1 protein-coding gene is annotated in these 261 nt (G+C 41.8%); it reads left to right on the top strand.

Features of this window, described 5'->3' with window-relative positions:
• Positions 1 to 52: 52 nt before the first annotated feature.
• Positions 53 to 261: hypothetical protein (locus ACH13J_RS18515; protein WP_397544811.1), on the top strand; the 209-nt coding region annotated here is incomplete at its 3' end.

Raw genomic sequence — 261 nt, 5'->3', positions numbered from 1 at the left:
AAAATATCTATTATGCGGCTTTGCCGGCAAGTAGCCGGCAGGATTCCTGAAAATGATAGCAAAGCTGACCCGAATTCTCTTCTCTACCCGCACGATGGGTACCCTGTTACTTCTTTATGCATTTTCTATGGCTATGGCCACTTTTGTAGAAAATGATTATGGTACGCCGGTGGCGAAAGCCTTGATCTACAACTGCTGGTGGTTCGAGCTGATTATGCTCATTTTGATTCTTAATTTCGTTGGAAATATTAAAAGATATCA

This window comes from Roseovarius salis (assembly GCF_044472985.1).
GTDB classification, from domain to species: domain Bacteria; phylum Pseudomonadota; class Alphaproteobacteria; order Rhodobacterales; family Rhodobacteraceae; genus Roseovarius; species Roseovarius salis.
The sequence above is the reverse complement of the archived record's forward strand: the minus strand, read 5'-3'. Positions and strand labels throughout refer to the sequence as shown.